The organism is Nonomuraea sp. NPDC026600, assembly GCF_040638335.1.
In the GTDB taxonomy this organism is placed as follows: Bacteria; Actinomycetota; Actinomycetes; order Streptosporangiales; family Streptosporangiaceae; genus Nonomuraea.
On the sequence record NZ_JBEZYD010000003.1, the window covers coordinates 223,709 to 249,923 of the forward strand.

General features: G+C 70.3%; 26 protein-coding genes. 16 read left to right on the forward strand and 10 right to left on the reverse strand.

Annotation, left to right across the window (positions count from 1 at the left end):
• Positions 1-5: 5 nt before the first annotated feature.
• The 4 genes from AB0F17_RS07835 to AB0F17_RS07850 all read right to left on the reverse strand — a co-directional run bounded on the left by AB0F17_RS07835 (position 6) and on the right by AB0F17_RS07850 (position 3,732).
• On the reverse strand, positions 6-1,718 hold the full coding sequence (locus AB0F17_RS07835; protein WP_358018016.1) for a thiamine pyrophosphate-binding protein: 1,713 nt from the start codon (positions 1,716-1,718) through the stop codon (positions 6-8).
• Positions 1,715-2,560, reverse strand: a complete 846-nt coding sequence (locus AB0F17_RS07840) for a cyclase family protein (protein WP_358018019.1) — start codon at positions 2,558-2,560, stop codon at positions 1,715-1,717. The genes AB0F17_RS07835 and AB0F17_RS07840 overlap by 4 nt, the downstream gene beginning before the upstream one ends.
• Positions 2,561-2,621: 61 nt before the next feature.
• Positions 2,622-3,287 carry a hypothetical protein gene (locus AB0F17_RS07845; RefSeq protein ID WP_358018022.1) on the reverse strand — a complete coding sequence of 222 codons (666 nt, stop codon included), beginning with the start codon at positions 3,285-3,287 and terminating at the stop codon, positions 2,622-2,624.
• Between the two features lie 16 nt (positions 3,288-3,303).
• Positions 3,304-3,732, reverse strand: coding sequence for a CBS domain-containing protein (locus AB0F17_RS07850; RefSeq protein WP_358018025.1), 429 nt, complete (start codon positions 3,730-3,732; stop codon positions 3,304-3,306).
• A 162-nt stretch (positions 3,733-3,894) separates the two neighbouring features.
• Between AB0F17_RS07850 and AB0F17_RS07855 the strand changes: the two genes are divergently transcribed.
• The 12 genes from AB0F17_RS07855 (at position 3,895) to AB0F17_RS07910 (ending at position 15,003) form a co-directional block, all read left to right on the forward strand.
• Positions 3,895-5,280, forward strand: coding sequence for an aminopeptidase P family protein (locus AB0F17_RS07855; protein WP_358018028.1), 1,386 nt, complete (start codon positions 3,895-3,897; stop codon positions 5,278-5,280).
• Positions 5,281-5,465: 185 nt separating this feature from the next.
• On the forward strand, positions 5,466-6,218 hold the full coding sequence (locus tag AB0F17_RS07860; RefSeq protein ID WP_358019276.1) for an ABC transporter permease: 753 nt from the start codon (positions 5,466-5,468) through the stop codon (positions 6,216-6,218).
• Positions 6,218-7,072 carry an ABC transporter permease gene (locus AB0F17_RS07865; protein ID WP_358018030.1) on the forward strand — a complete coding sequence of 285 codons (855 nt, stop codon included), beginning with the start codon at positions 6,218-6,220 and terminating at the stop codon, positions 7,070-7,072. Before AB0F17_RS07860 ends, AB0F17_RS07865 begins: the two co-directional genes overlap by 1 nt.
• A gap of 3 nt (positions 7,073-7,075) precedes the next feature.
• A complete protein-coding gene (locus tag AB0F17_RS07870) occupies positions 7,076-8,095 on the forward strand; it encodes an MCE family protein (protein WP_358018033.1) in 1,020 nt (339 codons plus the stop codon).
• A gap of 1 nt (position 8,096) precedes the next feature.
• Positions 8,097-9,155, forward strand: coding sequence for an MlaD family protein (locus AB0F17_RS07875; protein ID WP_358018036.1), 1,059 nt, complete (start codon positions 8,097-8,099; stop codon positions 9,153-9,155).
• Positions 9,155-10,180 carry an MlaD family protein gene (locus tag AB0F17_RS07880; protein ID WP_358019279.1) on the forward strand — a complete coding sequence of 342 codons (1,026 nt, stop codon included), beginning with the start codon at positions 9,155-9,157 and terminating at the stop codon, positions 10,178-10,180. Before AB0F17_RS07875 ends, AB0F17_RS07880 begins: the two co-directional genes overlap by 1 nt.
• Positions 10,177-11,208, forward strand: a complete 1,032-nt coding sequence (locus AB0F17_RS07885; RefSeq protein ID WP_358018039.1) for an MCE family protein — start codon at positions 10,177-10,179, stop codon at positions 11,206-11,208. Before AB0F17_RS07880 ends, AB0F17_RS07885 begins: the two co-directional genes overlap by 4 nt.
• Entirely contained in the window at positions 11,205-12,227 is a 1,023-nt protein-coding gene (locus AB0F17_RS07890; RefSeq protein WP_358018042.1) for an MlaD family protein, read from the forward strand. The genes AB0F17_RS07885 and AB0F17_RS07890 overlap by 4 nt, the downstream gene beginning before the upstream one ends.
• Positions 12,224-13,561, forward strand: a complete 1,338-nt coding sequence (locus AB0F17_RS07895) for an MlaD family protein (RefSeq protein ID WP_358018045.1) — start codon at positions 12,224-12,226, stop codon at positions 13,559-13,561. The genes AB0F17_RS07890 and AB0F17_RS07895 overlap by 4 nt, the downstream gene beginning before the upstream one ends.
• The gene (locus tag AB0F17_RS07900) at positions 13,558-14,211 is read left to right on the forward strand and encodes a hypothetical protein (RefSeq protein ID WP_358018048.1); all 654 of its coding nucleotides are present in this window, start codon (positions 13,558-13,560) and stop codon (positions 14,209-14,211) included. Before AB0F17_RS07895 ends, AB0F17_RS07900 begins: the two co-directional genes overlap by 4 nt.
• Before the next feature lie 18 nt (positions 14,212-14,229).
• Positions 14,230-14,817, forward strand: a complete 588-nt coding sequence (locus AB0F17_RS07905) for a 4'-phosphopantetheinyl transferase superfamily protein (protein WP_358018051.1) — start codon at positions 14,230-14,232, stop codon at positions 14,815-14,817.
• A 9-nt stretch (positions 14,818-14,826) separates the two neighbouring features.
• On the forward strand, positions 14,827-15,003 hold the full coding sequence (locus tag AB0F17_RS07910; RefSeq protein ID WP_358018054.1) for a hypothetical protein: 177 nt from the start codon (positions 14,827-14,829) through the stop codon (positions 15,001-15,003).
• Here the strand turns inward: AB0F17_RS07910 and AB0F17_RS07915 are convergent.
• Complete coding sequence (locus AB0F17_RS07915) at positions 15,000-15,926, reverse strand: cation diffusion facilitator family transporter (RefSeq protein ID WP_358018057.1); 927 nt, start codon at positions 15,924-15,926, stop codon at positions 15,000-15,002. The two genes, AB0F17_RS07910 and AB0F17_RS07915, sit on opposite strands and share 4 nt — an antisense overlap.
• 107 nt (positions 15,927-16,033) lie before the next feature.
• Between AB0F17_RS07915 and AB0F17_RS07920 the strand changes: the two genes are divergently transcribed.
• The 3 genes from AB0F17_RS07920 (at position 16,034) to AB0F17_RS07930 (ending at position 18,765) form a co-directional block, all read left to right on the forward strand.
• On the forward strand, positions 16,034-16,492 hold the full coding sequence (locus AB0F17_RS07920; RefSeq protein ID WP_214637536.1) for a MarR family transcriptional regulator: 459 nt from the start codon (positions 16,034-16,036) through the stop codon (positions 16,490-16,492).
• A 72-nt stretch (positions 16,493-16,564) separates the two neighbouring features.
• A complete protein-coding gene (locus tag AB0F17_RS07925) occupies positions 16,565-17,215 on the forward strand; it encodes an LppX_LprAFG lipoprotein (RefSeq protein WP_358018060.1) in 651 nt (216 codons plus the stop codon).
• On the forward strand, positions 17,212-18,765 hold the full coding sequence (locus AB0F17_RS07930; protein WP_358018063.1) for an MFS transporter: 1,554 nt from the start codon (positions 17,212-17,214) through the stop codon (positions 18,763-18,765). Before AB0F17_RS07925 ends, AB0F17_RS07930 begins: the two co-directional genes overlap by 4 nt.
• A gap of 16 nt (positions 18,766-18,781) precedes the next feature.
• Here AB0F17_RS07930 and AB0F17_RS07935 read toward each other — a convergent pair whose 3' ends face one another.
• Both AB0F17_RS07935 and aspS read right to left on the reverse strand, forming a co-directional pair.
• The gene (locus AB0F17_RS07935) at positions 18,782-20,140 is read right to left on the reverse strand and encodes an ATP-binding protein (RefSeq protein ID WP_358018065.1); all 1,359 of its coding nucleotides are present in this window, start codon (positions 20,138-20,140) and stop codon (positions 18,782-18,784) included.
• Between the two features lie 167 nt (positions 20,141-20,307).
• Positions 20,308-21,564 (reverse strand): aspartate--tRNA(Asn) ligase, encoded by a 1,257-nt coding sequence (gene aspS, locus AB0F17_RS07940; RefSeq protein ID WP_358018067.1) that lies wholly within the window; start codon positions 21,562-21,564, stop codon positions 20,308-20,310.
• A 412-nt stretch (positions 21,565-21,976) separates the two neighbouring features.
• Between aspS and AB0F17_RS07945 the strand changes: the two genes are divergently transcribed.
• Positions 21,977-22,426: a hypothetical protein gene (locus tag AB0F17_RS07945; RefSeq protein WP_358018070.1), complete on the forward strand. Its 450-nt coding sequence runs from the start codon at positions 21,977-21,979 to the stop codon at positions 22,424-22,426.
• Positions 22,427-22,504: 78 nt separating this feature from the next.
• Here AB0F17_RS07945 and der read toward each other — a convergent pair whose 3' ends face one another.
• From der to AB0F17_RS07960, 3 genes are all read right to left on the reverse strand, one after another.
• The gene (gene der / locus AB0F17_RS07950; protein ID WP_358018073.1) at positions 22,505-23,905 is read right to left on the reverse strand and encodes a ribosome biogenesis GTPase Der; all 1,401 of its coding nucleotides are present in this window, start codon (positions 23,903-23,905) and stop codon (positions 22,505-22,507) included.
• 32 nt (positions 23,906-23,937) lie between these two features.
• Positions 23,938-24,573, reverse strand: coding sequence for a (d)CMP kinase (cmk, locus tag AB0F17_RS07955; RefSeq protein WP_358019282.1), 636 nt, complete (start codon positions 24,571-24,573; stop codon positions 23,938-23,940).
• 363 nt (positions 24,574-24,936) lie between these two features.
• Positions 24,937-26,166: an FAD-dependent oxidoreductase gene (locus tag AB0F17_RS07960; protein ID WP_358018076.1), complete on the reverse strand. Its 1,230-nt coding sequence runs from the start codon at positions 26,164-26,166 to the stop codon at positions 24,937-24,939.
• Between the last annotated feature and the right edge of the window lie 49 nt (positions 26,167-26,215).

Here is a 26,215-nt window from a genome sequence, read left to right on the forward strand (position 1 = left end):
CAAGCTCAGTGGCCCTTGAACGCCTCCTCCAGCCACCACGAGCCGCGCTCCCTGGTGACCTTGGCGTGGACCAGCAGCGGCCGGTCCCTGGGGCCTTTCAGCCACTCGGCCACCCCGGCCAGGTCACCGGCCCCGGTGACCGTCACGGCCGCGAAGCCGTAGCCGGTGGCGATCGCGGCGAAGTCGGCGGGCGGGAACGTGACCGTGCCGAGCGGGTGCCCGTGCGGCCCGAAGTGGTGCACCTCGGCGCCGTACGCCTCGTCGTCGTAGACCACGACCACCATCGGCAGGCCGAGCCGTACGACGGTCTCGAACTCGGCGACGCCCATCAGCGCCCCGCCATCGCCCAGCGCGGCAACCGGCAGCCGGTCGGGCCGGGCGAGTGCGGCGCCGATCGCGGTCGCCAGCCCGAGCCCGATCGACTGGAACGCCTGCGTGAAGCAGAACCCCCGCTCGTCGGGCACGTCGAGGAACATGGCCGGGTAGCCCATGAAGTTGCCGGAGTCGACGGCCACGATCCGCTCCGCGGGCAGCAGGTCGTCCAGCCCGATCGTGAGCGTCCTGGGGTCGATCAGCCCGTCGCCGCCCTCGTCGTCGTAGCGCACCGTCTGCCACCTGCCCTCGGCCCGGATCCGCCCGGCGACCTCCGCCGACCGGTAGCCGCGCTCGGGGCCGCCCGTGGGTTCGAGGGCGGGCAGGGCCGTGGCGGCCGTGGATTCGAGGGCGTGCAAGGCCGTACGGGCCGTGGCGGCCGTGTCGCCGACCAGGCCGAGGCTGACCGGCCGGTGGACGCCCAGCGCGCTCTGGTCGAGATCCACCTGGACGAGCGTGGTGTGCTCGCCGATCAGCCGGCCGTGGCGGGTGGTCCACATGTTGAGCGCGCAGCCCCATCCCACGACGAGGTCGGCGTCGCGGATCAGCTCGGCGGCCAGGGGCGTGGCGAAGCCGCCGCTCACGTCCAGGTCCCACGGGCTGCCACGGAACAGGCCCTTGGCGACGGCGGAGGTGGCGAGCAGCGCGCCGGTGGCGGCGGCCAGCTCTTCCAGTTCGGCCCGGGCGTGCCGGGCACCGCGCCCGGCGATGAACACCGGCCGCCGCGACTCCGCCAGCAGCCTGGCCAGCGCGTCGATCTCCGCGGCCGGAGGCGTACTGAACGACGGGCCGGCGGTGCCGGCCACCACGCGATGGGAGGCGACCATCTGGTCGAGGAACTCGCCGATCAGGCCGCGCCACGGGACGATGTCCTGCTGCACGTCGAGCGGCAGGTTGAGCACCACCGTACGCCGCTCGCGGGAGGCCGTGCGGTAGGCCGACAGCGTCTCCTCGACCGCCTCGGTGCCGGCGGTGACGCGGAGCGGCACCGCGCCGACCGCCGCCGCCAGCGCGTCCTGGTCAATGTGGAAGTTGGAGCGTACGTCCGTCGCCTCGCCGGTGAGCACGATCATCGGGGTACGGCTCTTGGCCGCCTCGGCGATCCCGGTCATGGCGTTGGTGAGGCCGGGGCCCTGGTGGACGGAGACGATCCCGACCTTGCCGCTCATCCTGGCGTACGCGTCGGCCATGGTGGCGGCCCCGCCCTCGTGGCGGGCGGCGACGAAGCGTACGCCGTGCTCCACGAGGGCGTTGGTGACGTGGAAGTTGCCGCTGCCCACCACGCCGAACGCGGTGTCGGCCCCGAGCTCGGCCAGCACCCGCCCGACGGCCTCGGCGACGATCACCGCTCGAGCTTATGGTCGCGGCCGCTTCGGAGCTCGTTGGCTCGTTCCTCGCTCTCTCCCTCTGAGCTCCTCCGCTCGACCAGAGCCAGCACCCGCACAGGACTTCCAGAACCCCCCACGATCGGCAGCGGCGGGGCCAGGACGACGGCGCCGGTGACCGGGAGGCGGTCGAGGTTGCGCAGTTGGGTCAGGCCGTACTTGCCCGCCCCCAGCAGGAACGAGTGGCAGGGGAAGGCCGGGTCGAAGGAGTGGGCGGTGCCCGCGTCGGTGCCGACGGTCTCGACGCCGAGCCCGAGGATGGGCGTCTCGCCGGCCAGCCAGGCGGCGCATTCGACGGAGATGCCGGGGGTGTGCGGGCCGGTCTCGTCGGCGTTCAGGAAGGCGGCCTGGTCGGCGGATCTGGCGTCCCAGCCGGTGCGGTAGAGGAGCCAGCCACCGTCGGGCAGCGGACCGTTGGCCCGCTCCCATTCCTTGACGTGGTCGATCCGGAGCAGGAAGTCGGGGTCCTTCTGCGCCTCCGCCGACAGGTCGAGCACGACGGCGGGCGCCAGCAGGCTGGACACGGGCACCTGGGAGACGTCCTGGCCGTCGCGGCCGGTCACCCAGTGGATCGGCGCGTCGAAGTGGGTGCCGGTGTGCTCGCCGGTGTGGATGTCGTTCCAGTACCAGGCGGGGCCGCGGTCGTCGTAGCGGCTGATCTCCTCCAGCCGGAACGGGATCGTGTTGCCGAACGGCTCGGGCAACTGGAGGATCGGCGTCTCGGGCGACAGGGGCGAGGTGAGATCGACCACCTCGATGGCGCCACCGCGCAGGCTCTCCACCAGGCTCCGCAAGATCGACATGTCATCCTCCTTGATGGGCTGGCTGCATCCTCTTATATCGGCCGACCCGGCTCCAAACACCTCAGGCCTTGGTCCATTCGGCGCAACCGGCCGTCTGGAACGCCTTGTCGGTGGCCATGATCGTAACGGTGGCGGGGCCCGCCGGCATGCCGGCCGAGATCACATCGCTGACCTGGGCGGATGCGCTCTTCATCCGGGCCCAGTAGCACTTGGCCGCGCCCGCCACGGGACCCGTCGTACGGTAGTCGCCGGGCTGGATGTCCACGCCCACGATGAGCGTCCGCGTGGCGGCGAGCCCGCCCGGCGGAGCGGACGAGCCGACCGGCGCGGACGCGGTCGGACCCAAGCCAGTCGGACCCAAGCCAGTCGGGCCTAAGCCTGCCGGGTCCGAGCCCGTCGGCGCCGCCCCCGTCGGAGCCGCGCCCGTCGGCGCCGCACCGGTCGGGCCCAGGCCAGCCGGACTCGACCCGGTCGAGCCCGGTGTGGCCGACGGGTCCGTCTGCTGGTCGGCCGGCGGGGTCGAGTCCTCGATCGTCACCGTCACCCGGGGCCCGGCAGCGGACGAGTCCGTCGTCTCCCCCGAGCCCATCCCGGTGAAGAACCCGAGCAGGAACCCCAGCACACAGGTCAGCCCGGAGACGAGCACGATGATCGGCGGACTTTTCGTCGCCCGAGGATATTCAGGAGCCGGCGGGTATTCGGGAGGAGGCCCGTACATCACGGGCACCAGCGTCCCACCTCTGTCAACGGTGGAGGTAGTCGACCAGCGACGCCTTCTCCGTCTCCAGCTCCTCGATCGCGCTCTTGACCACGTCGCCGATGCTCACGATGCCGACCAGCCGCCCGTCCTCGACCACGGGCATGTGGCGGAACCGGTGCGTGGTCATGGTCCGGCGCAGCTCCTCGACGTTGTCGTGCGGGCCGACCGTCCGTACCTCAGAGGTCATGATCGTGGACACCGGCTGGTCGAGCACCGCCGCGCCGCGGTCGTGCAGGCGACGGACCACGTCGCGCTCGGACACGATGCCGGTGATCGTCGCGCCGTCGGCGGAGACGACCACGGCGCCGATGTTGTGCTCGGCGAGCTTGGTCAGCAGCTCGCGGACCGTGGCCTCCGGCGACACGGTCGTCACATCGCTTCCCTTGCCGCGCAGAATCGTCCCGATGAGCATCTGAACCACCTCGGCTCTCAGTTATCCCGAGCAGTTACCCCGAGTGGGCTCCGGTTATGCGCTCCACCCGCGTCGCTTTCAGGCAAGCAAGCAGGTAGGGAGGCCGTCAAGCGTTCCCGTAGGCTGCATGCCGTAAACAGCCCTTGTGAAACAGGATGCGTCATGACAGAGCCGCTCAATACCGGCAGCCACGACCTGCCCATCACCGCGGAACTCGCCGCGTTCATGCGGACGGGCTGGGCCGACACCCGGCGTACGGACGTGGCGGCGTTGCCGATCGCCCCCTGGGCGGCCCGGCGCCGCGCCGCGCTCGCCGCCCGCTTCCCCGGCGAGCGGCTCGTCGTGCCGTCCGGGACGCTGAAGGCGCGCAGCAACGACAGCGACTACCCGTTCCGGCCGCACAGCGCGTTCTCCTATCTGACGGGCGCGGGTGAGCCGGGTGACGTGCTCGTCATCGAGCCGTCGGGCGAGGCCACGCTGTACCTCAGGCCGCGCTCGCCGCGCGAGGACGGCGAGGAGTTCTACCGCGACAGGCGTTACGGCGAGTTCTGGGTGGGGCGGCGGCCCGACCTGGCGGAGGCCGCCGAGCTCTACCAGATCGGCTGCGCCCACATCCGCGACCTGTCGCTGGCGGGGCCGGCCAGGGTGCTGGGCGGCGTGGACGCGGCGGTCGACGCGCTGCTGCCGGGCGACGCGGAGTTCGAGGGCTTCCTGGCGGAGCTGCGGCTGATCAAGGACGAATGGGAGATCGGCGAGCTGCAGTCGGCGGTCGACGCCACCGCGCGCGGCTTCGAGGACGTCGTACGCGCGCTGCCCGCCGCGCTCCGGCACCCGCGGGGCGAGCGCCACCTGGAGGGCGTGTTCGGGCTCCGTTCGCGCCTGGAGGGCAACGCGGTCGGCTACCCCAGCATCGTCGCCTCCGGCGCGCACGCGTGCGTGCTGCACTGGATCCGCAACGACGGCCGCCTCGACGCCGACGACCTCCTGCTGCTCGACGCGGGCGTCGAGTCCGACACCCTCTACACGGCCGACGTCACCCGCACGCTGCCTCTGTCCGGCCGCTTCAGCCCGGTGCAGCGGCAGGCGTACGAGCTGGTGTACGAGGCGCAGACGGCGGGGATCGCCGCCCTCAAGCCCGGCGCCCGCTTCCGCGACTTCCATCTTGCGGCGATGCGCGTCATCAGCGAGGGCCTGCACGGCTGGGGGCTGCTGCGCGACTCGCCGGACGCGCTGATGGAGTCGGGCCTGTACCGGCGCTACACGCTGTGCAGCAGCGGCCACATGCTCGGCCTGGACGTGCACGACTGCGCCCGCGCGCGGTCCGAGGTCTACCTGGACGGCGTGCTGGAGGAGGGGCAGGTGCTCACCGTCGAGCCGGGCCTGTACCTGCAGCCCGACGATCTCACGCTGCCGGCGGAGTTCCGGGGGCTGGGCATCCGGATCGAGGACGACCTGGTGATCACCGCCGACGGCGCCCGGCTGATGTCCGCCGCCCTGCCGCGTCACCCGGCCGACATCGAGTCGTGGATGTCCGAGCTCATGGGCTGAACGGCCACAAAGCGATCACGTTTCGTAGCGGACTGACAACATGTGATCTGGGTCTCATACCTTTTCCTCAAATTCCAGCGAAAGCATCGACTTACTAGACAGCCCGTCAGTAGGGTTACTGCTCCGTAGTCGGCTGGTTACGAGGTGGTCAGTTGTCCGGGTACGTGGGCCGCAAGGCCGTGTCCGTGCTGGGCCAGGTGGGCGACCTCTTCGTCATCGTCCTGGAGGGATTGCGCCGTAGCTGGGACGTCCGGAGCTGGTGGTGGGAGTTCGTCGACCAGTGCTGGTTCCTGGCCCGGGTGACCAGCGTGCCCGTGCTGCTCGTCTCGTTACCCCTCGGCGCGACCGTGGCGTTACAGGTGGGCGACCTGGCCTGGCAGCTCGGCGCGGCCTCCGCCACCGGGAGCGCCGTGTTCGTCGGGCTCATCCGGGAGGTGGCGCCGCTGGCCAGCGCCCTGCTGATCGCCGGGGCCGGCGGCAGCGCGATGACCTCCGACATCGGCGCCCGGCACATCCGTGACGAGCTGAGCGCCATGGAGGTGATGTCGGTCAATCCGATCCACCGCCTGGTCACGCCGCGCATGTGGGCGGCCAGCACGGTCGCGGTCTGCCTGTGCCCGCTGGTCATCCTGGCCGGGGCCAGCGGGGGCTACTTCTTCAACGTGGTCGTCCAGGGCGTGACCTCGGGAGCGTACTTCGACGGCGCGCTGTCCCTCGTGGTGAGCTCCGATCTCTATGTGACCCTCTTCAAGGCGTGGATCTTCGGCTTCATCGCCGCGGCCGTCGCCTGCTACAAGGGCATGACCTGCGCCACCAGCCCCGTCGGCGTGGGCCGCGCGGTCAACCAGTCGACGGTGGTCACGTTCATGCTGGTGTTCGCGTTCAACTACGTGATCTCCGCGGTCTACTTCCTCGCCTACCCACCGAGGGCGCTGTGATGGTCACGCGGACGGCCGGCCTCAGGGTCGCCGTCACCGGGCGCGAATGGGCGGAGCGGTTCGCGACCCTGGCCAACTGGCCGCTGTTCGTGTGGAAGGTGCTGTTCTACTCGGTCCGCGACGTGATCCTCCGGCTGAAGTACGTCAAGGTCGTCATCCGCCAGGTCAGCGACGTGGTCGTGGGCGTCGGCGCGACCGTCATCGGCGGCGGCATGATCTTCGTGGTGTTCACGATGGCCTTCGTCGTGGGCGCGACCGTCGGGCTGCAGGGCTACCAGGGGCTGGCGGCGATCGGCGCCGAGTCGTTCATGGGCCTGGTCGGCAGCTTCGCCAACGTACGCGAGATCACCCCGATCATCGCCGCGACCGCGCTGGCCGCGCAGGTCGGCTCGTCGTTCACCGCCGAGCTCGGCGCGATGCGGATCTCCGAGGAGATCGACGCGCTGGAGGTGATGGGCATCAACGCCTTCACCTACCTGATCTGCACCCGGGTGGTCGCGGCGCTGCTGGCGCTGGTGCCGATCTACCTGATCGCGCTGTTCGCCAGCTTCTTCGCCACCCGGCTGATGAGCACGGTGCTGTTCGGGCTGGCGCCGGGCGTCTACGACTACTACTTCTACCTGTACCTGCCGGTCAGCGACATCGTGTTCAGCGTCACCAAGGTGGCCGTGTTCGCCTTCACCGTCGTCGTCATCCACTGCTACTACGGCTTCTACGCCACCGGCGGCCCGGTGGGCGTGGGGGTGGCGGCGGGGCGCGCGATCCGGCAGTCGATCGTCACGATCGTCCTGCTCAACCTGCTGTTGTCGTACCTGTTCTGGGGTGGCGGCGGCAGCGTGAAGCTGACGGGGTGAGCGATGGGACGCGACGAGTTCTCCCTGCCCGTCCGCGCGGGCATCGCGCTCGCGCTCATCCTGGTGCTCGCGGCGACGACGATCTTCATCGTACGGACCGCGTCCGAGATCAGCGGCACCAGGATCGACGCCGTGTTCGACCGGGCCGGTCAGGGCCTGGACACCCAGTCCCCCGTCAAGATCCGCGGCATCACGGTCGGCGACGTGACGGAGGTGTCGCTCGACGCCAAGGGCAAGGCCGTGGTGAGCATGGCCATCCAGCCCGGCGTCCGGCTGCCGGGCAGCACCGTCGCGGCCGTCGAGCCGTCGTCGGTGTTCGGGCCCAAGTTCGTCGACCTCAAGCTCGGCGCGGGCGAGACCACCGGTCCCTATCTGGCGAGCGGCGCGGTCATCACCACGACCGAGGAGCCGCTCGACCTGTCCGACACGCTGGGCGCCGCCTACCGCGGCCTGAACGCCGTGGACCCGCGTGAGGTCACCGTCATCGTGCACACGCTGGCCCAGGGGCTCGACGGCGAAGGGACACGGCTGCGCGAGCTCATCGACGACGCGGGCACGGTCGTCGGCGTCGCGCACCGGCAGCGCGCGCGGGCCAGGCAGTTCCTGCACGACGCGGCCGGGCTGTCCACCGCTCTGTCCGACAAGGGCGACGAGCTGGTGTCCATCTCCTCCGACGTCAATGTCATCACCCCCGACCTGCTGGAACGGGCCGACAAGGTGCGGGTCCTGCTCCAGGAGGTCACCTCGGTCTCCGACCTGACCGCGCACGGCCTGCGCGAGCACCGGCAGGACCTGCGGGCGGCCGTCCACTCGGGCGAGCGGGTGGCCGCGCTCATCTACGCCCAGCTCGGCCTGGCCGGTGACGGCGTACGCGGCCTGAACCGGCTGGTGGATCTGCTGAACGAGCTGATCGAGGCGCCGGGCCCCGGCAACACCCGCCAGCTGCAGGTGGAGGCGTTCGTCTCGACCGACATCTGCGAGCTCGTCGTCGGCTCCTGCGGCCCGACCGACGGGAGGGACTGACGTGGCGCTGTCCAGGGAACGTGTGACCCGCCGGTGGACACTGCTCCGCGTCGTCCTGTTCGTCGGGGTGACGCTGACGCTCATCGTGCTGATCGCCGTACAGATCGCCCGGGTCAGCACCGGCGGCGGATACCGCCTTGTCGCGACATTTGATGATGTGTCGGGGCTGACGGAGGGCGACCAGGTGAAGATCGCCGGGGCGCCCGTGGGCCAGGTCGACACGATCAAGGTGGTGAACGGCCGCGCCGAGGTCACCATGGAGGTTCAGGACGCCGTCAGGGTGCCCTCGGACACCGAGGCCGCGATCAGGTGGCGCAACGCGGTCGGCCAGCGGGTCGTCTACCTGCTCCCCGGCACCGCGCCCGGCCGGCTCGCCCCCGGCTCGCGGGTGATCCGCACCTCGTCCGTGGTCGACATCGGCGCGCTGGTGAGCGACCTCGGCCCGCTGACCCGCAGCCTGGACCCGGACCAGATCAACCAGTTGCTCACCGCTGCGGCCAAGTCCCTGAAGGGCAACGACAAGAACATCCCGCGGCTGCTCGACAACGTCAACGCCATCACCGGCACGATCAACGAGCGCAAGCGGACGATCCAGGGATTACTGAAGGACTACGCCACCGTCACCGGCGTGGTCGCCCAGCGCGACAAGCAGATCGAGCAGCTCGTCGACAACCTGGTCACGCTCTCCGAGGCGTTCGCCGGCAACCACAAGCTGGTCGACGACTCGATCGTGCGGCTCTCGACCACCGTCCACACCTCCGACGAGGTGCTCGGCAAGAATGCCGACGAACTGGGCGCGCTGGTCGACCACCTGTCCGGGCTGACCGGCGGCATCAGGCGGCACGTGGGCGAGATCGACAAGACGATCAGCACGTTCCAGCCGCTGTTCGCCCGCGCCTACTCCAGCGTCGATCGCGGCCACTACTTCATCACCGCGGTCCCCTGCCTGGCACTGAGCGCCGCTCCCTGCCCGTACCCGATGAAGACGCCGCCCCCGCTGCGCGGCAGCACCCGGATCCAGAGCTCGAAAGACCTGCAGAAGCTCATGGTCGGTGAGTGATGGCGCTCAAGTCCTTCCGCGACCGCAACAAGATCGTCGTCGGCCTGGTCTCGCTGGCGGTGCTCGGCGCGGTCCTGGTGGCCACCTTCCTCGTCGGCAACCTCGGGCTGCTCGAAGGCGGCTACTACATGTCCGGCACGTTCGTGGACTCCGGCGGCCTGCGCACCGGCAACGACGTGCGCGTCGCGGGCGTGCGCGTCGGCAAGGTCACCGAGGTGCGGCCCGACTACGGCCAGGGCAACGTGGTCGTCACCTGGAAGGTCGACACCGACGTGCGGCTCGGCCGCGCCACCCGGGCCGACATCACGCTGTCCAACCTGCTCGGCGGCCGGTACGTCAAGCTGTCCGGCCCCGTCGCCGCCCCGTACGTCGACCAGCTCCCCGAGGCCCAAAGACGGATCCCGGTGACGCGGACGGGCGTCCCCACGCTGATCAACGACGCCATCAAGGACGCCACCCACCTGGTCCAGAAGCTCGACACCAAGGCCGTGGACGACCTGCTGACCGAGCTGGGCAAGATCGACACCAGCAAGCGCGGCCGGATCACCAAGCTGCTGAAGAACATCGGCGACCTGTCCGAGACCATCAGCGAGAGCGAACCGCAGTTGCAGAAGCTCCTCGACAACGGCACCAAGATCATGAACGTCCTGGAGCGGAAGGACAAGCAGCTCGCCCGCCTCATCGACGCCATCGAGGTCATGCTGCACGAGCTGCGCTCGCGCCGCAACGAGCTGCGCACGCTGCTCGGCGACGGCAGCGACCTGGTACGGAGCACCACCCGGCTGATCAACGAGCACGAGGGGACGCTGGTCCGGGTCCTCGACGACACCGGCGCGATCACCACCAAGCTGAACAGCAGCAAGAAGGAGTTCAACGCGCTCCTGGCGTGGGCCGGCCCGACGTTCTCCGGGCTGTCCACGATGGGCGGCCAGGGCCCGTGGCTCGAGGCCATAGCCACGGGCCTGGGCCCCATCGACCCGGAGGTGCTCGGCGCCATCGCCAAAGACAGGAAGAACGACAGATGACCCGCTTACTGGCGGTCCTGCTGGCCGTGACGCTGCTGGCGGGCAGCGGCGGGTGCACGCTGCTCGGCGCGGAGCCGTACCGGCTGACCGCGATCTTCAGCAAGGCGCCGTCGCTGTACGAGCAGGCGCGGGTGAAGGTGATGGGGCTCGACGCCGGATACGTGACGAACATCCGGATCGACGGCGACAAGGTACGCGTCGAGCTGTCGGTGGACCGTGAGGTGCCGCTGCCCGCGAACGTCAAGGCCGTGGTCGCGCCGCAGAACACGCTGGGCGAGCGGAACGTGGTGCTCTACCCGCCGTGGAAGCCCGGCGACCAGCGGATCGCCTCCGGCGCCACCATCCCGCTGGAGCGCACCGACCTGCCGGTGGAGATCGACGACGCGCTCGACGCGTTCACCAAGCTGACCGACGCGCTCGACTCCGACAAGCTGGGCGACGTCGCGGGCAACCTCGCCGACAGCGTCAGGGGCCGCGGCAAGACGGTCAACAACGCGATCTCCGACACCGCGCACCTCACCGACACGCTGGCCAAGCAGGACCAGCAGCTCATCGACCTGGCCAAGGGCCTGAACAAGCTGGCCACCAGCCTCAACAAGCGGCAGGACCAGGTGACGGGCGCGATCGACTCCTTCGCCGAGGCCAGCGCCATCCTGGCCGAGGAGCGGCGGCGGCTGCGCACGTTCATCTCCGGCATGGCCGACTTCGTCCGCCGCGGCGACGTGATCATCGAAGCCTATTCCGAACGGCTCCCCCAGGCCGCCGGCACGCTGGCCGAGCTGGTGCTGACGGTCCGGGCGAACAGCGCGTCGCTGGCCCAGGCGGTCAAGGGCGCGGCCGACTTCGCCGACATCCTGATCGACTCGTGGGACAAGAAGCAGCACGTGCTGAAGATCCGCGTGGTGCTCAACGCGATGACCAGAGCCTGGCTGACCCCGCTGTTCGACGCGCTGAACCTCGGCAAGGTGCCGTGCCTGCCCGCCGGCCTCAGCAACTGCCCCTACGAGCAGGGGAAGAAGAAGCGATGAAGGCACGTGTCCTGTCAGGGCTGCTCGCGCTGGGCATCACCGCCTCGTGCTCGCTGCAGACGCTCGGCGCCACCGGCGGCGACCTGACGATCAACGCCACCTTCGACGACGTGCAGAGCCTGGTGACCGGGCACAGCGTGCAGATCTCGGACGTGCGGGTGGGCACGGTCACCGGCATCCGGCTGCAGGGCTACCAGGCCAGGGTCACCATGTCGATCATGCCGGAGCACCCGGTGCCCGAGGGCAGCACCGCGACGGTGGCCAAGACCTCGGTGCTGGGCGAGAACTACGTCCAGCTCACGCCGCCCGCGGGCAAGGACCTGTCGAAGGGCCCCTACCTCAAGAACGGCGCCACGATCACCGACACCTCGGTCGAGCCGGACATCGAGCAGGTCACCGCCAAGGCCGGGCCGCTCATCGAGGCGCTCGGCACCCAGGACGTCAACGCCATCCTCGACGCCGCCTCGACCGCGTTCGCCGGCAAGGGCGCCGACGTCAACAAGCTGATCAAGCAGACGGCCGAGGTGACCGACACCTACGCCGCGGCCCGCCAGGACATCGCCACCACCGTGGATGCCCTGGCCAAGCTGGGCGACCAGCTCGCCAAGGGCAGCAAGGAGCTGGACCGGCTGCCCGGCACGCTGGCGGCGGCCACCACCCGCCTCGCGCACGGCCGCAAGCACGTGAAGAAGGCCATCATCGCCCTGACCGACCTGGCCAAGGAGGCCAACCTCACGGTCTACCCGCGGCACGCCGCCCGGCTGCGCACGCTGCTGCGCGAGCTCGACGCGATCACCTCCTCGATGCTGCGCGGCAAGGAGGACCTGAAGGCTCTGGTGACCAAGCTCCAGGCGTTCATCGACGCGCCGCCGATCACGGTCAACGGCCAGGTGCTCATCTACGTGTGGCTGAAGGGCCTGCTGCTGCCCAAGCACAAGGGGCTCCTGCCGGACGGCAACACGGGCGTGCTGCCCAACCGGGTCGAGGACTTCCGTCTGCTCCTGGAGCCGCCGCGATGAGGAACCGCCGCATCTACCTCAACCTCGGCTTCTTCGTCGTCCTGGGCATCGTGATGACGGTCTGGGCGTTCAGCACGATCATCAAGCTCGACGCGATCACCAAGCCCTACCGGGTGTCGGCGGAGTTCGTCTCCTCCCCCGGTCTGATCCGCGGCTTCGACGTCGCCTACCTCGGTGTCCGGGTGGGCAAGGTCGGCGACGTACGGCTGGCGCCCGGCAAGATCATCGTGGGGCTGGACATCGACAAGGAGATCCGGCTGCCGAAGGCCAGCACGGCCGAGGTACGGCGCAAGTCCGCGATCGGCGAGCCGTACGTGGAGCTCTCGCCGCCCGCGACCGGCGTGAACGGCCCGTCGCTCGCGGCCGGCGACGTGATCCCGCTGTCCAGGACCACGGTGCCGCTCGACTACAAGAAGCTGTTCGAGGGCGTCGGCAAGCTGCTCGCCGCAGTGCCGCCCAAGGACGCCAAGACGATCACGCACGAGCTGGCGGTGGCGCTGGACGGCCGGTCGTCGTCGATCAGGAGCATCATCGAAGACGCGCACGACCTGACCGGCACGCTGGCCGACAACTCCCAGGTGCTCGACGACCTGTCCGTGCAGCTCACCCAGCTCACCCACACGCTGGCGGGCAGGAAGGACAAGCTGGCTTCGGGCATCACGGACCTGAGCACGGTGACGGCCACGCTGCGCGAGTCGCGTACCGACCTCGACGCCTTCCTGGACCAGGGGCCGGGCGTGTTCGGGCAGCTCGACCGGGCCATCAAGCGGGCCAGACCGGGCCTGTCGTGCCTGCTCACCGCGGCCGGCCTGCCGCACAAACCGGCGTTCTCCGCCGAGACCGAGCGGAACGTGCACCACCTGCTGAGCATCGTGCCCACGGCGCTGAGCCTGGCGGACGACATCAGCGCGAAGGAGGGCCGCACGGTGTACGGCAAGGCGCAGTTCGTCTTCAGCGTCCCGGGCGGCCCGCGACCGGCCGAGGAGTACGCGGGTCCGGTCGGCCCGCCGACCGTTCCCCGCCTGCGTGCCTGCCCCGACCGCGCCGTGGACGATCCCGTCCGTACGGAAGACGCCGCGGGCAAACCCCGCAAGGACCCGACGACAGAGCGGACCAGGCGGCCGGCCGCCAAGGCCACCGCATCGCCCGAGCGGACCCCGGAAGCCGCGGCGGGTGCGAAGTCGCCCGCCGCGGCTGCCGGGCCCGCGTCCCGTACCCCGGTGGACGCCGCTCCGCTGATTGCCGCGATATTCCTCGCGGTGGCGGCGAGCGGTGGCATCTTGGGGTGGATTGCGGTGGGCCGGGCCGCCCGCCGCAGTGAGGAGAACTCATGACCACCAAGCAGGACCTCGCCACGGAGGAGGAGGCCAGGGCGGCGGATACCCCGACCGCCTCGGACACGCCCGCTGAAAGGCCCTCCAGCAGCCGACTGGGCCGGGCGCGGATCATGGTGGTGATGGCAGCCCTGCTGGTGGCCGCGCTCGCCGCCACGGCGGCGCTGCAGTGGATCTCCGCGAGCCAGGCCCGCGACTCCCTGGCCCGGCTGGAGAGCGAGCGCGCCCTGCGGCTGGAGGTCTCAGGCGCGGCCAGTTCGTTCGGCAAGGCCCTGCTCAGCTACGACTACCAGGACCTGCAGGCCACCCGCGCCACGCTGACGGCCCAGGCCACGGGCGACTTCCTGGCCACCTACGACGAGGCGTTCGGCGGCGCGATGGCCCAGGTCATCGTCAAGCTCAAGGCCGTCTCCCAGGCGAACGTCCGCGAGGTCTACCTGTCGGACGTCGACGAGGCCACCGCGCACGCCATCGTCGTGGTCGACCAGCAGGTCAACACCTCGGAGGCGATACGCTCGGTCAAGGATTCCCATCTGAAGATCAGTTTGGTCAAGGAGAAGGGCGTCTGGAAGGTCCACGACGTGTCCGTGCTCGGCGCCGCCAAAGAGGACCAGTACAAACTGGACAGCGGCTCGAAGAAAGAGGACTGACCGATCGGCCCCGTAGCGATGGGCGGACGCCCCGACGAGGTGCTCGCCCCAGAAGACTGGCTGACCGACGTCGAGCGGACCCGCGCCGCCCGGTTCGCGTTCGAGCCCGACCGCCGCTCGTTCACGGCGGCCCACCTGCTCGTACGCCTCTGCGCCGCGGCGGTGCTCGACACCGATCCGGCCGGGCTGACCCTGTTGCAGTACTGCGAGGTCCACGGCCCCGGCCACGGCCGCCCGTACATCGAGCAGGCCCCCTCACTCGGCGTCAGCCTCAGCCACACGCGCGGCTACGTCTGCGCGGCGGCCGGTGCGGGCCGGGTCGGCATCGACGCGGAGCGGGTGCCGCCGGGCCCGTTCGACCGGCTGCTCGCCGGCCGGGCGCTCACCGAGCAGGAGCTCGCGGTGGTCACCACCAACGAAGAGCTGATCAGGCACTGGACGCGCAAGGAGGCGCTGATCAAGCGCGGCGAGCTGACCATCGACGGGCTGCGGGGAGCCGACGCCCACCCGGCGGGCCGTCACCTGCTCGAATGGACCGCCGAGGGCGACATCGTGGTGGCCGCTATCACAGACGCACCAGCAGTCCAGATCCCTATATTCGGATAAAGTGGACGTATGTTCTACCGCAAGCCACTAGAGGAGCGGATCGCCGATCGGGTGGCCCAGCGCAGGCCGCTCGAAGAGGGCAAGACCTTCGAGCACGGGCCGGCCAAGTTCGTCTTCATCTCGCTGATCGTGGCCGTCGTGCTCATGCACGTCGTCGGCCTCGCCGTGGTGATGGCTCTGCACTAACGGCGCCGGGTGGGAGTGGGATCCAGGAACACCTGGGAGATACCGGGATAGCGGTCCCGCAGCCGGCGGTCGAGCTCGTCGCAGGCGATCTCCACGCCTGCGGCGCTCGCGTCGTCCCGGAAGTCGATCTTCGCGGCCACCATGAGGCTGCCCGGACCGAGGTACATCGTGAGCAGCTCGACCACGCTCATCACCTCGGGCTGCGCGGCCAGCACCTCGCGGATCTCCTTCTCGACCGGGTCCGGCGCGGACTGGCCGATCAGCAGCGACAGGTTCGACCGGATCAGCGTGAGCGCGGCCACCAGCAGGAGCAGGCCGATCGCGATCGACGCGCCGCCGTCCCACACGGCCGAGCCGGTCACCTGGGAGCCGAGCAGGCCCAGCGCCGCGATCACCAGCCCGACCAGCGCCGCCGCGTCCTCGTACACGACGGCCTTCAGCGCGGTGTCCGAGGTGATCGAGACCAGGCGGAACGGGCTGACGTCATGCCTGCGGGCCTCCTTGCGAAGCTGCGCGAGCGCGTTGAGGAAGGACCCGCTCTCGATCGCGAAGGAGAGGGCCAGCACGATGTACGACGGGAGCAGGTTGCCGAGGCTCTCGCCGTGACTGATCTCGTGCACGCCGTGGGTGATGGAGAATCCCGCACCGCCGACCAGGGTCGCGACCGCCGCCATCATCGCCCAGAAGAAGCCCGCCTTGCCGTGCCCGAACGGATGGCGCCCGTCCGGGGGCCGCCGGCCCCGGCGTACGGAGACCAGCAGCAGGAGCTCCGTCACCGTGTCCGCGGCCGAGTGAGCCGCCTCCGACAGCATCGCCGCGGAGCCGCCGATCAGGCCCGCGATCAGCTTGGCCACCGCGATGGCCAGGTTCGCGCCGCCCGCCACGAGGACGGTGCCCAAACTCTCGCCCGAGTTGTCCGCCACAACGGGTCACTCTATGGTGAGCCGCGTTCAGCGGCCCAGGTACCCGCGCGCGCAGCGGCCTTCCACGCGCGGCGGTATTCACAGCTTCGTGCGCTAGATTGGAGATCATGAGCGCGCCCCGCTGGCTTTCCCCCGCTGAGCAACGTGCCTGGCGTACCCACCTGGCGCTGCACAAGCTGCTCATGCACCGGCTCGACCGCGAGCTGCAGGAGCACGCTCTCTCGGTGAACGACTACGAGATCCTGGTCAACCTCTCCGAGAGCCCCGAACACCGGATGCGGATGAGCGACCTGGCCGACGCGACCATCCAGTCCCGCAGCCGGCTGTCGCACCAGATCTCCCGCATGGAGGCCAAGGGTCTGGTCGCCAGGGAGGACTGCCACGACGACCGGCGCGGCACGTTCGCCGTACTCACCGACGAGGGCTGGGCCACGATCGAGAGAGTCGCGCCTGATCACGTGGCCAGTGTCCGGGAGCACTTCGTCGACCGGCTCACCGACGACCAGCTCGACGCGCTCGTGGTGGCCTACGAGCCGATCGTGGAGCATCTGAAGAAGCTTCGCTGACCGCCCAGGCCGACACCTAACCGATATGCCTGACGGCGCACGATCGTTCCGGGCGCTCGCTACGATCCGCTCATGCTCCGAAAGCTGCTGTTCGTCGTCATCTTCGCGCTGGTGTCCGCCTGCTCATCAGGTGGCAGTGGCAGCGAGTTGCCCGCCGGACCCGATCTGCTGAAGAAGTCCACCGAGGCCATGAAGGCGGTCAAGTCGGCCACCTTCTCCATCGCCACGGACGGCAAGCCCAAGGTGCCGGTGAAGAAGGCCGACGGCAGGCTGACCGCCACCGGTGACGCCGACGGCACGATCACCATCGAGGTCCTGGGCAGCCTTCAGGAGCTCACTTTCGCCCTGGTCGGCGACACCGTCCACTTCAAGGGCCCGACCGGCGGCTTCCAGAAGATGACCAGGAAGGACCTGGCGCAGATCTACGACCCGTCGCTGATCCTCAACCCGACCAAGGGCCTCGCGCAGTTGCTCGGCACGGCCACCGACCCGCGCGTCGAGGCCGAGGAGAGCGGCGTCTACCGGGTGGCCGCCACGTTCTCCGGTCAGGTCCTCGGGACCCTCGTCCCGGGCGTCACCCAGGGTGTCAACGCCAAGATCTGGGTGGACAAGGCCACCAGCCGGCTCACCAAGGTCGAACTGCCGCTGCAGGACGGCACGGTGACCGTGTCGCTCAGCGACTACGACGCGCCGGTGACGATCACGCCGCCCGCCGCCGGATGAGGCGCGCCCGCCGGGTCGCGCTCGGCGTCGGCGGGGCGGTGGTGCTGCTCGCCGCCCTCGACGCGTACGTGGTCGTGACCGTCCTGCTCGACATCGCCACCGACATCGGCATCCCCACCAACCGCCTGGAGCGGGCCACGCCGGTGGTCACCGGGTTCCTGCTCGGCTACATCGCCGCGATGCCGCTGCTCGGCCAGCTCTCCGACCGGTACGGCCGGCGGCCCCTCATCCACGCCTGCCTGGCGGCGTTCGCGCTCGGCTCGGTGCTGACCGCGCTGGCGGCCGGTGAGGTGATGGTGGTGACGGGCCGGACGATCCAGGGGATCGCGGGCGGCGCGCTGCTGCCGATCACGATGGCGCTCATCGGCGACATGTGGGACGAGCACGAGCGCCCGGTGGCGCTCGGCGCGGTCGGCGCGGCGCAGGAACTGGGCAGCGCGCTCGGTCCGCTGTACGGCGGGGTGCTGGCGCTGATCCCCAGCACCTCGGTGTTCGGGATCGAGATGGGCGGCTGGCACGCCATCTTCTGGATCAACCTGCCGCTGGCCGCGCTGGCCGCCGTGGCGGTCCAGTTGACCGTCCCCCCGCCACGGCCTCGGCGGCCAGTTGCCGGCTTCGCGGTGCCGGCCCCTTCTGAGCCTTCCGATCAGGCTTCCTCCGGTCGCGTGGACGGGGTCGGCGGTGTGTTACTGGCCTTGAGCCTCGCCCTTCTGGTGGTGGGCCTGTACAACCCTGAGCCCGCCACGACCGTACTGCCGCCATGGGGCCTGCCGATGATCACGGCGGGGGTCCTGGCCGGAGCGGCGTTCGTCTGGTGGGAGATCCGGTCGGAGGTCCGGCTGCTCGACCTGACGGGCATCCGCAAGGGGCCGCTGCTGGCCACGCTGGGCGTGAGCTTCCTGACCGGGGCCGCGCTGCTGATCACCATGGTGTTCGTCCAGTTCACCGCGCAGACGCTGCTCGACATGGAGGCGCTGGAGGCGGCGCTGGTGCTGGCCAGGTTCCTGATCGCGCTCCCGGTCGGCGCGGTGGCGGGCGGCGTGCTGGCCCGCCGGCTCGGCGACCGCCTGGTGGCGGTGGCGGGCCTGATCGTGGCCACGGCCGGATATGTGCTGATGAGCCGCTGGCCGCTCGACCTGGCGAACGCCGGACTGATGGTGGACCTCGCGCTGATCGTGGCCGGGCTGGGTCTGGGGCTGGTCATCGCGCCCGTCTCGGCGGCGGTGCTGCGGGTGACGCCTGCCACGCAACACGGGGTGGCCTCGGCGGCGGTGGTGGTGGCCAGGATGATGGGCATGCTGATCGGCATCGCGGGGGTGTCGGCATGGGGGTTCCACCGGTTCCAGTCGCTGACCGCGAACCTCGACACACCGCTCCCGGTCGGGGTCGAACCCGCCGTGTACGCCAAGCAACTGAGCGAGTACCTCGCGAAGGTGAACGCGGCGCTGCATCTGGAATATACGGAGATGTTCTTCCTCACTGCCCTGATCTGCCTCCTCGGCGCGGTGGTCGCCGCCTTCCTCCCCCGCCGTCAGGTGAAAGCCGTCTGACCTGCGATTCGACTGGTTAATCAGCACCGTCAGTGCCGATAGGGATTCTTAGGACAAATCGCGCGCCTCGCTCCGAGCCCTCGATGGTCAGCGTCCCGCCGTGACGCTCGGCGATCTCCCTGGCGATCGCCAGGCCGAGTCCCGTACCCCCCGTGTCCTTGCTTCGGGCGGCATCCAGCCGGGTGAAGCGCTGAAACACGAATTCCCGCAGGCCGGGTGGGATGCCCGGGCCGTCGTCATTCACCTCGAGCACCGCCTCGTCGCCCTCGCGGCGGACCGAGACCGCCACGCTGGAGGTGGCGTGCCGAGCGGCGTTGTCCATGAGGTTGGTGAGCAGGCGGCCGAGTTGCAGCCGGTCACCGCTGAGGACCACGCCCGGCTGGAGGTTCGTCACGATGCGCACCTGAAGGGTGCGGCGTCCCAGCTCGGACTGGATCAGCTCGCTCAGGTTCACGTAGTCGTCCGCGCGCTTGGCACCGGAGTCGAGACGGGCGAGGACCAGCAGGTCGATGACGATCGCCTCCAGCCGGTCGAGGCTGGCCAGCAGGGCTCGCGTCATGGCGGGCCAGTCCGCATCCTCCGGGTGCAGCAGCGCCTCCTCCACCTGGGTGCGCATGGCGGTGATGGGACTGCGCAGGTCGTGCGAGGCGTCGGTGGCGAAGCGCCGCTGCTGCTCGACCGTCGCCTCCAGCCGGTCCAGAGTCCGGTTCGCGGCCTCGGCCAGCTTCCGGATCTCGTCGTGGTGATCAGGCACGGGCACGCGGCGGCCCAGGTCGGTCGAGGTGATCTCGGCCAGCTCGGCGCTGATGGCGTCGACCGGGTCGAGGGCCTTGCTGACGGTACGGTAGGCGCCGAGCGCCGTGGCGCCGACCAGCAGCACAGATCCGATCAGGAGCCTGGCCAGGAATGAGCGGTCGACGTACCACGGGATGACGGCATCGGCGCCGTAGACGATGTATTCGGTTCCGTCCTTGTGGATCTTTATGGCCTCGACGATCAGGCACTTGCCCGGAAAGCTCGGCACGCCGCAGACGACCTGGTCCGCGCGCAGGTTCTCCCCCGGCAGGGAGAAGGAGGCCATCCGGGGTTGGCCGGCCATCCGCTCGTTGGACGCCACGACCCGCCCGGTCGGGTCGACCACCTGGAGGGCGGCGACGCCGAGTTCGGGCAGCACGGGAGGGATCTGATCCAGCAGGATGTAACGGACCGCCCGTAGGTCCGCGGCCAGAATCCGGTCCGCCTGATCATCCGTGGCATGGTCGTGGGCGCTTCCCAGGATGGTCCCGCTGAAGATCGCGCACAGCAACGCCATGACGACACCGGACAGCAGCGTCATCCGAGTCCGCACGGACCAGTCGCGCCGCAAGCTCACCATGCCCCTCCATCCACCTGACGATCACGCTAAATGCGCATCGTGCGAGGCTGAGGCAGGGGACAGGCAAGACGACATAAACTATGCGCCAAGAACGTGACGCCTCTCCCTCCTGCGGCAGCGGAGCCACGCCGCTCGGCGTCTCCGTCCCCGAGCCCGACCAGCGGTTCTCACGGAGAGAGCCGATGCAGGTCGCGCGGGAACAACGTCGCCTGGCGGATGTTCGCCGCGCCCACGAGGCGCGCGGTCCAGCGCTCGAGGCCCAGCGCGAACCCCCCGTGCGGCGGCATGCCATGCGCGAACGCCTGCAAATACCCCTCGTACGGCCCGGCACCCTCACCCCGCGCGGTGAGCGCGTCAAGGTAGTCCTGGTACCGGTGCAGCCGCTGACCGCCCGTCACCAGCTCCAACCCCCTGAACAGCAGGTCGAACCCGTTCGAGTACCCCGCACGCAGCGGGTCCGGATGCGTGTAGAACGGGCGCTTGGCCATCGGATACCCCGTGACGAACAGGAACTCCGACCCGTGCTCCCGCACCGCCCACTCCGACAGCCGCCGCTCCTGTTCCGGCGACAGGTCCGGCTCGAACTCGCCCGTGAGCCGCTGCGCCTGCGTGAAGTGGATCTCCGGGATCTCGGCGGGCACCTCCGGCAGCGCCACGCCGAGCAGGTCGATCGCGGGCTGCCCCCGTACCGCCTCCAGCATGTCAGCCACCGCCTCGCGCAGCACGGCCATCACGTCGCGGTGGTCGCGCACGAAGCCCAGTTCGGCGTCCAGGCTGGTGTACTGGGCCAGGTGGCGGACCGTGTCGTGCGGCTCGGCCCGGAAGACCGGCCCCACCTCGTACACCCGCTCGAACACACCGACCATCGCCTGCTTGTAGAACTGCGGCGACTGCGCGAGGTAGGCGGGGCGGCCGAAGTAGTCGATGCCGAAGACGTTCGCACCCGACTCGGTGGCCGAGGCGACGATCTTGGGCGTGTGGATCTCGGTGAACCCGAGCCGGTCCAGCGCCCGGCGGAACCCGGCCACGCTCGCCGCCGAGATCTCCAGCGGCGCCCTGAGCCGCGGATGGCGCAGCGCGACCGGCGCGTGGTCGAGGATCGTGGGCAGCGCGGCGGGTACGACGGGCCGGTAGAGGTCGAACGGCGGCGCCTCCGCAGGCTCGGCCAGCACCTCGATCTCCGGCTCCGTGAGCTCGGCGCCACCCGGCGCCTGCGGGTTCGCGGTCACGACGCCCGTCACCCGGACGACCGTCTCCTCACCCGGAACCGCGCCGGGCGCCACCACTTGGGCGAGCCCACTGCGGTCCCTGATGACCAGGAAGGACACGGATTTAAGCCGCCGGCGGCGATGGACCCAACCGGCGATCGTCACTCGTTGTCCGGCGTGCTCAGCGAGCTCCGCCGACAGGACACGAGAGATCATCACAGCTCCTCACGAGGAATTGCATGATCCCTTGGGAGTGCGGGGGAGAAGGGAACTCCCGGTGCCACCGCACTTTCGCCGCCCACGACGGGGCGGCCTCCACGACCCGATGACGGGGGTCAGACCGGCGGGGCATTTCCTCCCCGCACTCGGGAGTGTCTTCGCCGAAGGGGCGCGAGGCCGCCTTCCCAGCTACCGGCGGCTCTCTCCGGCCCGCGCGGGCCTTCGGTTACTTGTCTCCGTCCACGTGTTGCCGGTGATCGTAGCCACCCTCGGCGGACGTCGGCAACTCGGTTTCGGCCCTACGCGCGGGCTAGTCAGCGGTCTGATGACGGCAGGGGGCGGATAGGGGTTATCCGGCGGCCGGTCGCCGAGCACACTCGGGGCAACCTGTCCCCCTGAGGAGGTCGGCATGCGCAGAGCCCTGGTCGGATGCGCCGTCGCGCAGATCGTCGTGGTGATCCTGCAGTTCTACCTGGCCACGTTCGGCGCGTTCCAGATGCCGCGGCCCACGGGCTCGGAGGCCGCGGCGATCGGCTTGCACGCCGCGAACGGCCTGTTCGTCATCCCGGCTGTCTCCCTCGCGGCCACCGTCGTCGCGGCGCTGGCGAAGGTGCCCGGCAGACTGATCGCGCTGTGCGCCGCGCCGCTGGTGCTGAGCGCGGTCCAGATGCTCGTCGTCTTCCCGCTGGCCGGGCTCGCGGGCGCGACGACGGACGACACGCCGCTGGCCAGCCTGTTCGTGTACGGTCTGCACGCCATCGTGGGGCTTGGCCAGCTCTGGGCGGTAATCGTCGGCTACCGTGCCGTACGCAAGCACACCAGGACGCCCGTGGACCAACCCCAGCCCCAGACGGTCTGACCGACCTCGCTCCCAGACCCGAACCTCGCTCCCAGGCCCGGCCCCGGACCGGGAGCCGGGCCGGGACCTGGGCCGGGGCTACTTCTTGGTCTGGCCGCTCTTCCGCTTTTCGCGGATCTTCATCGACACGTCGATCGGCGACCCGGCGAAGCCGAACTCCTCGCGGATCCGGCGCTCGATGAACCGGCGGTAGGTGTCCTCAAGCCAGCCCGAGGTGAACAGCACGAACTTCGGCGGCTCCACCGACGCCTGCGTGGCGAAGAGGATCTTCGGCTGCTTGCCGCTCCGCACCGGCGGCGGCGTCTGGTGCACCAGCTCGGTCAGGAACGCGTTGAGCCTGGCCGTCGGCACCCGCGACGACCACGAGCCGAGCGCCTTCTCCAGCGCCGGGACGAGCCGGTCCATGTGGCGCCCGGTCTTGGCGGAGATGTTGACCCGCAGCGCCCACGGAGTGCGGACCAGCTGCCGGTCGATCTCCTTCTCCAGGTAGTAGCGGCGGTCCTCGTCGACCAGGTCCCACTTGTTGAACGCGACCACCATCGCCCGGCCCGACTCGATCACCAGGCTGATGATCCGCAGGTCCTGCTCGGTGAGCACCTCGCTGGCGTCGATCAGCACGATCGCCACCTCGGAGCGTTCGAGGGCGGCCCTGGTGCGCATGGCGGCGTAGAAGTCGGCGCCCTGCAGCTCGCGGTCGCGCCGCCTGATGCCGGCGGTGTCGACGAAGCGCCAGGTCTTGCCGCCCAGCTCGATCAGCTCGTCGACCGGGTCGCGGGTGGTGCCCGCCATCGGGTCGACCAGCACCCGCTCCTCCCCCGCCAGCATGTTGAGCAGCGAGGACTTACCGACGTTCGGTTTGCCGAGCAGTGCCACCCGGTAGGGGCCGCGCTCGCCGTCGAACCTCAGCTCCGGCGTCTCGGGCAGCGCCTCGAGGATCACGTCGAGCAGATCGCCACTGGAACGGCCGTGCAGGGCCGACACCGGCTGCGGCTCGCCGAGGCCGAGCGCCCAGAGCGAGGCGGCCTCCAGCTCCAGCTGCTGGTTGTCGACCTTGTTGGCGGCCAGGATGACCGGCTTGCCCGACTGGCGGAGGATGGAACCGACCGTCTCGTCGGCGTCGGTCGCGCCCACGGTGGCGTCGACGACGAACACGATCACGTCGGCCAGCTCGACCGCGACCCGCGCCTGGTCGGCGATGCGCAGGTTCATTCCGGTGGCGTCGGGGTCCCAGCCGCCGGTGTCGACGACCGTGAAGCGGCGCCCACGCCAGTTGGCGTCATAGGTGACGCGGTCGCGGGTGACGCCCGGCACGTCTTCGACGACCGCTTCGCGGCGGCCGATGATGCGGTTGACCAGCGTGGACTTGCCCACGTTCGGTCGGCCGACGATGGCCACGACCGGCTGCGGGCCGCTGTCGACGACGTCGTCGGATACTTCGAGATCGTCGAGGTCAGCCTCGACCCAATCCCCCGTTGACACGATTTTTCATCCTTTGTGAGTGCCGCACCTTGTCAGGTGCGCTCCTTGACCAGACTCAGCACCTCGCCGATGACCTCTTCGAGGCTCAGCGGCGTGGTGTCGAGCTCGACGGCGCCATCCGCCATCGAGAGTGGATCCGTTTTGCGGGTGGAGTCGAGGGTGTCGCGCCGGGCCATGGCGGCCTGCTGCGCCTCCACCGTGGTGCCGGCCAGCTCCGCCGTACGACGCAGGGCACGGGCCTCGGCGCTGGCCGTCAGATAGACCTTGACGGCGGCGTCGGGGGCGACCACGGTGCCGATGTCGCGGCCCTCGACCACGATGTCACCGGCGCCGATGATCTCCCGCTGCAGCTCCACGAGACGCGTACGCACCTCGGGCACCGCCGCGACGGCAGAAACCGCCCCGGTGACCTCGGCCTCCCGGATCGGCCCGGCCACGTCGACACCGCCGACATGGATGGACGGGCCGTCGGGGTCGGTGCCGCAGGCGATCTCGGGCTCGCCGGCGCGGGCCGCGACAGCGACGGGATCGGTCAGATCGACGCCCTGCTGGAGCATCCACCAGGTCATCGCACGGTACATCGCCCCGGTGTCCAGGTAACGCAGCCCGAGCGCCCGGGCGACTCCGCGCGACACGCTCGACTTACCCGACCCCGAAGGACCGTCCATGGCGACGACCAGACCGGTCACGGCCTCTCCCTCTTCACGTTTTCCCCAACCTGAAGAGGTTACCGCCTCGCAACGACGCGATACGCCGGTACAGCGCTCGAGGTCGCGCGCGACGCCGGGCCAAGATGCGGCCTGGGGGCACGCTGCTGGTCATGAGCGGCACCGGCGGCCGGCCCGTCGGTCACGGCCGGCCGGAACGAGCTGCGGGCGACGCTCCCGATCGGCCGCGTCGTCGGCCCCGCCGACGTCGCCGCGCTCGCCGTCCACATCATGACCAACACGGCGCTCACCGGCGCGACGTACGACATCGACGGTGGCCAGCAGTTCGTCTGGTGAACGCCCGTCGGCCGGGAGGCAGATCGATCACTTGAGGCCCGCCGTCAGCCGGAACAGGCCGACCGGCGCCAGCCCGCGCTTGAGCAGCCGGTAGGTGGGCATCGGGCTGCTGCTCACGGTCTCCTTGTAGGCGATGGCCCACCGTCCCGTCAGGTACCACTTGCGTGGCGTGTCATCGGGGTGGGTGAACTGGATGACCGCGTCCTTGCGCCCGAGGCTGAGCGGCTGGTGGACGTACCCGAACCGGAACGCCTTCACCCTTCGGCCGAGCAGCCCGTCGGCGAGCGCGTCGGCCGCGTGCAGGCCCGTCGGGATGCCGCCCTGGCAGGTCCCGTGCATGACACCGTACGGCTGGCGCACCGCGGCGGCGTCGCCCACGGCGTAGACGTCCGGGTGGGACACCGAGCGGAGCGCGGAGTCGACCACGATCCTGCCCCGCTCGTCCACCGTCAGCCCGGCCTCTTCGGCCGGCGGCAGCCCTCTGGTGCCGGCGGTCCAGAGCGTCGCGTCGGAGTCGATCAGTTCGCCGCCGGCCAGCTCGACCGCGTCCGGCAGCACCTTGACGACGTCCGCGCCGCCGCGTACCTGGATGCCCAGCCGGGCCATCGCCTTGTCGACGTACGCGCGGGCCTTGTCCCCCATCATCGAGCCCGGACGGCCCCGGCTGAGCAGGACGACGCGCAGGTTCGGATGCGCCTCCGCCAGTTCGGTCGCCGACTCGACACCGGTCAGGCCGCCACCGGCCACGACGACCGTACCCCGGTCGAGTTCGCCGAGCCGGCGCGCGAGCCGTACGGCCTGGTCGTGGTCGTCGTAGACGTAGGCGTGCTCGGCCACGCCCGGGGTCGAGAGGTCGGTGACGGTGCCGAGGGCGTAGATCAGCTTGTCGTACCCGATCACCCGCCCAGTGCGCCCGCCGTCCGCCCACGCGCCCAACGGTCCGCTGTCCGCGCGGTCAGTGCCCGCAGGCCCGCTGTCCGCGTGGACGCCGGTCACGATGACCTCGTGCCGTACGGGGTCGAGGGCGGTCACGCGGCCGAGGACGAGGTCGATGCCCGTTCCGGCGAGGATGTCGGCGATCGCGTGGTCGCGCAGCCGTTCGCCCGCGGCGGTCTGGTGCAGCCGCAGCCGTTCCGTGAACCTCGGCGAAGCGCTGACCAGCGTCACCTTGCCGCCGTGGCGGCGAGTCCTGGTGGCGGCCCTGATCGCGGCCGCGATGCCCGTGTAGCCGGCGCCCAGTATCAGGATGTTCGTCATGTCCCTGGCTCCTCGCGATTCCGGGTGGATTCCGTCCTGAAGACGGAGC